This window comes from Lysinibacillus sp. NPDC056232, assembly GCF_042267565.1.
GTDB lineage: Bacteria > Bacillota > Bacilli > Bacillales_A > Planococcaceae > Lysinibacillus.
The window spans coordinates 1-5,591 of record NZ_JBHJTF010000081.1 but is presented as its reverse complement, the minus strand read 5'-3'; the positions used below and the strand labels follow the sequence as shown (position 1 = coordinate 5,591).

The following is a 5,591-nucleotide window of genomic DNA, read 5'->3' as shown; positions in this document are numbered from 1 at the left end:
TGATGTCCAAAATTTTGTTTCGTTCACCAACTCAAGGTTAGTTACTAAAAACTTTATTGATTACGTTTTGCTTGTTCAGTTTTCAAGGTTCATTTCGTTACTGTTTTCTCAGCAGCAACTCTTATATAATATCATGTCACAAACTCAATGTCAACAACTAATTTATTTAATGTAATCGTTGTTTTTCAGAAGTTATCTTAGCGACTCGTATAATATTACTCTCTTAATTCGAAAAGGTCAACACTTTTTCTAAAAAAATTATAACTTTTTCATTTCATTAAAAAACTTCCTATATAATAGTTACGTCTCTTCATCTCAAGTAAATTTATTTTTTTATTGCTAGCTAAACATCAAAGAGAAGCTGGGACTCAACCATGCCCTTTCTTTTTACTTAAATAAATACAAAGCCCAGAAAATTTTACTGTCCGTAAAACGTTCTGGGCTGCTTGTTATTTATTGAGGCTTTGTCTCAACCTCTTACCTATATGGTCTTATACGTGCTAATCAAACTTCATCCCTTTTAATAAATCCGCGAACGCATTATTAATCGGTTCAGCTTCTTTTTCCTGCTGCTTCATGTACTTCTGCACACTGCGCTTATCTACTTTGCCACCGCCTTCTTTTTTACGACGGGCTTCAAATGAAGATAGTTTTTCACGATATCCACATTTACATACGAAGATTTGGCCATCGCCTTCACCACGAAGCTCTAGCTTTTTCTTACATTGCGGGCATCGTGCATTTGTGACACGTGATACGTTTTTACGATGACCACATTCACGATCTTGGCAGACAAGCATTTTGCCTTTTTTACCGTTGACTTCAAGCATTGGCTTGCCACAATCAGGACAGGACTTTGTTGAAATATTGTCATGCTTGTATTTTTTATCGCTCCCTTTAATTTCAGCGACTATTTCTTGCGTATGCTTTTTCATTTCATTGATGAACACGTCTTTTTTCAACTTACCTTTTGAAATGAGCTCAAGCTTTTGCTCCCACTCAGCCGTTGTTGCAGGGGAACGTAATTCTTCAGGCACTAAATCAAGTAATTGACGACCTTTGGATGTAATGTAAATTTCTTTGCCGCCACGTTTTTCTATTAAGAATGAATTAAACAGTTTTTCAATAATATCTGCACGTGTTGCAACTGTCCCTAATCCACCAGTTGATTTCAACGTATCTACAAGCTTCTTATCGTTCGTTTCCATATACTTCGTAGGATTTTCCATAGCTGATAGTAATGTTGCCTCTGTAAAACGTGCTGGTGGTTTTGTTTGGCCAGATGTTTGGGCAATTAGCTTTGTTTTTAACATTTGTCCTTGTTCTAAACGAGGAAGTAGTTGCTCTTTTACATCATCCGTTGATTCCTCATCATCAAAACGATTTTGATAAACTTCTTTCCAACCAGCAATAGTGACTGTTTTCCCTTTGGCAATAAATTTCTCATGTCCGATTTGAGCTTGTACGGTTAATTGCTCATATTCCTGTGCTGGGAATAATACAGCTAAAAATCGTTTTACTACTAAATCATAAATTTTACGCTCTTTATCATTGAATGCAGAAAAGTTCACATAGCCCTCAGTTGGAATAATGGCATGGTGATCGGACACTTTACTGTCATCTACAAATGATTTATTCGCTTTAATCGGCTTTGTTAAAATTTTATTTGCGAATGTACGATATTCACCGATGCCACATGCTTTTAGACGCTCAGGTAATGTGCCGACAATATCAGATGATAAGTAGCGAGAATCTGTACGAGGGTACGTCAGCACCTTATGAGATTCATATAGCTTTTGCATAATATTTAATGTTTCTTTTGCCGAATAGCCAAATAATTTATTGGCATCTCGCTGTAATTCTGTTAAATCATAAAGACCTGGGGCAAATGATTTTTTAGGCTTGCGATCAATTGAGACAATCTTTGCATCTTGATTGCCTAATGCTTTGACAATAACGTCGACTTTTTCTTTATTAAAGCTACGTGAATTACCATTTGCGTCTTGCCATGTAAGTTTTAACGAATCTGTTTGTGCTTCAATACCGTAATACGTTTGTGGTTTAAAGTTTTTAATTTCATCTTCGCGTGCAGCAATCATCGCAACAGTTGGGGTTTGAACACGACCACAGTTCAGCTGTGCATTAAATCTTGTCGTTAAAGCTCGTGTCGCGTTTAATCCGATATACCAATCCGCTTCAGAACGAGCAACAGCAGCAGCATATAAATTTTCGTAGTTTTTACCCGGTTTTAAATTAGCAAATCCTTCTTTGATTGCTTTATCTGTAACAGATGAAATCCATAAACGTTTAATTGGCTTTTTTACATTCGCTTTATCTATAATCCATCGAGCAACTAATTCACCTTCACGTCCAGCATCAGTAGCCACAATGATTTCATTGACATCATTACGCGTTAACTGTGATTTGACCGCATTAAATTGCTTACCCGTTTGCTTCATCACTACTAGCTTCATTCGTTCTGGCAACATTGGAAGGTCTTCTAAATTCCATGTTTTATATTTATTATCGTAGGCTTCTGGATCAGCTAATGTCACTAAATGACCTAATGCCCAAGTAACTATATATTTGTCACCTTCTAAAAATCCGTTCCCCTTTTTATTACATTTCAAAACATTTGCTATATCACGTGCAACTGAAGGTTTTTCAGCGATAACAACACTTTTAACCATATATTCGTACTCCTTTACTAACTATGTAATGTCTAATATACCACAAATTAAAATGTAGAAATTGTTTTGAACTATCTATAAAACCTCCATAAGCTTACAGCTAGTATTAGAGCTGCAACTTTTTTATGGTTTATGGTTTTTTGTGAAAAAGATTGAGGAATGATGTGCTTAAAATATCTAAACTCTAATGGGTTGCAATGAAAGCACTAGACAGCAGTTGTTTAAAAGGAGTAAAAATTTGATATAGCTATAATTTTGTAAAAAAGAATGGACTGAATAGCATAAACCGTCCAGTCCATAACTTTTACCGTTCTCTACAAAAACATACTTATAAAAAAGATGCTTCTAAAGCCGTTTTTTTCTCTATTCCACATTCCCTTTTTGATAATAGGAGCAGTATAAATCCAAGCTATAATTAAGTTTGGCACCCAACATAGCCAAGCGATCACTACATAATATGATACATATGCTTCACCACCAAATATAAGAGCAAAGAACCCAAGCCATAAACGTAATGTGACAGCAACAAATGTTAAACTATAACTTCTAATCGCCCACGCTCGATGAAAGTAATTCTCACCTTTTATAGCGTAGTTAGTCACCATCAGGCCTGAATAAATCCATAAAATTGAAAGAAGAATAAAACCAATATGGGAAACAACCCCTCCAGTTGAATAAAAGGCAGTATAAAAACCTGTTATTCCTCCAATTAGAATTCCTCCCACATATGCATATCCCATGATTTTGTGGACAGCCAACTTATCTCTGCGTATCTTTTTAACAAATAAAAAGGGACCAATAAGTAACGAAATTGAAGAACCGATAATATGGATAAGTATCATAATATCCCATATACTCGAAAGCTTTTCTTGATAATAATACACTTTCACATAATAAAATCCAGAGTCAACCAAACCGATAATCCCATATTGAATAATGGCATATATAACGATACTAAACCCTAATACAAACATGCTCCATTTAAAAAACATTTTTATTTTACTGGATTCTGTCAAGAATACAGACCACCTTCCCGTTTTAAGAACCTAGGCTAAAAAGTATTAGTAAATGTTTTATATAAATTTACCTGACCTAGTATCAACACCGACGAACTTCAACCGTTGGTAGATATGCCTATTTAGCTTTTATTTCGTTTGATCCTTTTCTTTAATCAAATCCCCTTAGTAGCTTTTCAGCATGAAACATCTCCATTTTTTGTATATGATTCATCCCTTTTCCGCATACAGATATTTGATAATTACTTTCGATTTGAAAAGTTTGTATCACTATATTTCGCTGTTTTCCATCTAATAATATTGTAGGTTCTTCAACATAAACATTTGTCTGTAGATGATTTGGTGATAAGCTCAGTCCTATACCAATCATTTTTAAAAAGCTTTCCTTTACTGTCCAAATCTTATAAAAGTATTTTACCGCTTCATAATTAGGAAGGGATTGTAACTTTGTATATTCTTCCTCTGTAAGGGCACCTTTCATTGTGTCAAAACAGACAGGCTTTATATATTCAATATCTACACCAATTTCATCCTCAGAAACTGCTAATACAACCCAACGCTTTGAATGAGAAATATTAAAATAAAAAAGGTCTTGATTTTGGATAAACGACTTTCCGTACTTTGTAAAGCTTATAGAATTGGTATACTGATCAAATTGAGGGAGAACCTTTTTCAGCATCATATACCCTAGTAAACTTCTAATACTATCTTCTATATGATAAAATGACTTTATTTTCTTTCTTATATCAGGGGGAAGAAAACTAATCGCTCTATTGATTAGATGATCATCTATCGAATCCAAGACTTTTACTAGATATAAATGGGTACTCATAATGTTATACCGAAGATAATTCTAGTTTCTCTGCTATTTGTTGCACAATCAGTTGTTCATACTGATGAATAAAGAAATGATCCCCTTCCATCCTCATTAATTCAAAGCTTTTACGTTCTTCCCTGCTAAACTTTCAGTTGGTAATCCGGCATCTTCAAATGCTTCATGTGTCACTTCTAATAACAAACGTTGTTGCGGGTCTAATAAGCTGGCTTCTCTTGGCGATATTCCAAAAAATTCTGCATCAAACTCTGCAATTTTATCGAGAAACCCTCCCCATTTAGCTCTAGTTTTGCCTCTTTTTTTACTATTAGAATCATAATAACGATTAATGTTCCACCTATCTTTTGGTATCTCCGTTATAGAATCCTTCTCCTCTAAAATATTTTCCCAAAATTGATCTGGATTATTACCATTACCAGGGAATTTACACCCCATTCCAATAATAGCAATTGGCTCATTTTTTTGATTCATGCCTATCTCCCCTTTGACTGTTTATAGAAGAACGCCAACAAAATACAGAACGGCGTAACATTATTTTACATTATTTCCAAAAGATGCATTGTGAACAAATTGTAATTTTTTTCATTAACTTGTAATTTTTCATAGGTATATTCTTGTCTTCAAGTGGAAATATATTGAAAAATAATAAGTTGTATTTTAAAATATTAGTAGTAAAAATTCTCAACCGATACCTATTATTGAAATATTTTACATCCATAATCATTATCCATTTATCTTTTGAAATTGTAAAATCATTTTTGTCTGCATAATAAAAAAATTTGAAATGTAAAGAATAGGAACTAGTTGATTATCTATCGTTTCAACAAATTACATTTATACTTTACTTTCGCAATCATTATCCTTTTTATCTTTTGAAATTGTAAAATCATTTTTTGCTGGATATTAGACAAAAATTGAAATTTCAAGTAATGGTAACTTGCAGTCTAAAATGTTAGTTTGAAAATTATAAATGTAATTCACACAATGATTGGGGTTTTTACAAAGAAATTAGGCTATTAGAGAAAGAAATAGTTATTATTCTTTTAAAGA

Annotated in this window: 4 protein-coding genes; all 4 read right to left on the bottom strand. The window is 33.5% G+C overall.

Annotated features, from left to right (window positions below; genetic code table 11):
• Window positions 1-500: 500 nt before the first annotated feature.
• The 4 genes from ACFCYJ_RS27160 to ACFCYJ_RS27145 all read right to left on the bottom strand — a co-directional run bounded on the left by ACFCYJ_RS27160 (window position 501) and on the right by ACFCYJ_RS27145 (window position 5,012).
• Complete coding sequence (locus tag ACFCYJ_RS27160) at window positions 501-2,690, bottom strand: DNA topoisomerase III (protein WP_376079050.1); 2,190 nt, start codon at window positions 2,688-2,690, stop codon at window positions 501-503.
• A gap of 314 nt (window positions 2,691-3,004) precedes the next feature.
• Window positions 3,005-3,706: a DUF2306 domain-containing protein gene (locus tag ACFCYJ_RS27155; RefSeq protein WP_376079049.1), complete on the bottom strand. Its 702-nt coding sequence runs from the start codon at window positions 3,704-3,706 to the stop codon at window positions 3,005-3,007.
• A gap of 151 nt (window positions 3,707-3,857) precedes the next feature.
• A complete protein-coding gene (locus tag ACFCYJ_RS27150; protein WP_376079048.1) occupies window positions 3,858-4,538 on the bottom strand; it encodes a 4'-phosphopantetheinyl transferase family protein in 681 nt (226 codons plus the stop codon).
• Between the two features lie 96 nt (window positions 4,539-4,634).
• Window positions 4,635-5,012 (bottom strand): beta-ketoacyl synthase N-terminal-like domain-containing protein, encoded by a 378-nt coding sequence (locus ACFCYJ_RS27145; protein ID WP_376079046.1) that lies wholly within the window; start codon window positions 5,010-5,012, stop codon window positions 4,635-4,637.
• Window positions 5,013-5,591: the final 579 nt, after the last annotated feature.